The organism is Caballeronia sp. INML3B (genome assembly GCF_023631305.1).
Taxonomy (GTDB): Bacteria; Pseudomonadota; Gammaproteobacteria; order Burkholderiales; family Burkholderiaceae; genus Caballeronia; species Caballeronia turbans.
The window spans coordinates 1-240 of record NZ_JALQDI010000037.1 but is presented as its reverse complement, the minus strand read 5'-3'; the positions used below and the strand labels follow the sequence as shown (position 1 = coordinate 240).

Genomic DNA, 240 nt, shown 5'->3' with positions numbered 1-240 from the left:
GCTTTCGGCCGTGCGCAGATTGCGCGCCAGCTCGTTGATGCGATAGCCGCTCGTCGCGACCGCTTCGAGCACTTTTTCGCGCGTCGTCTCGCGAACGTTCGTGTGTCCGTTGAGCACGCGCGATACGGTCGCGACCGACACGCCCGCGCGTTCAGCGACGTCGGCAATCGATACTTCTTCGCGTGGTCGAACCGTATCTGACATCGCTTTGCCGCGCGTCGCGATCGAGATGTAATGGAT

The 240-nt window shown here is 62.1% G+C and carries 1 protein-coding gene; it reads right to left on the bottom strand.

The window, feature by feature from the left end; all coding sequences use genetic code 11:
- On the bottom strand, positions 1-204 hold a 204-nt coding region (locus NCS58_RS14375), incomplete at its 3' end, for a LacI family DNA-binding transcriptional regulator (RefSeq protein ID WP_250538607.1).
- Positions 205-240 lie beyond the last annotated feature (36 nt).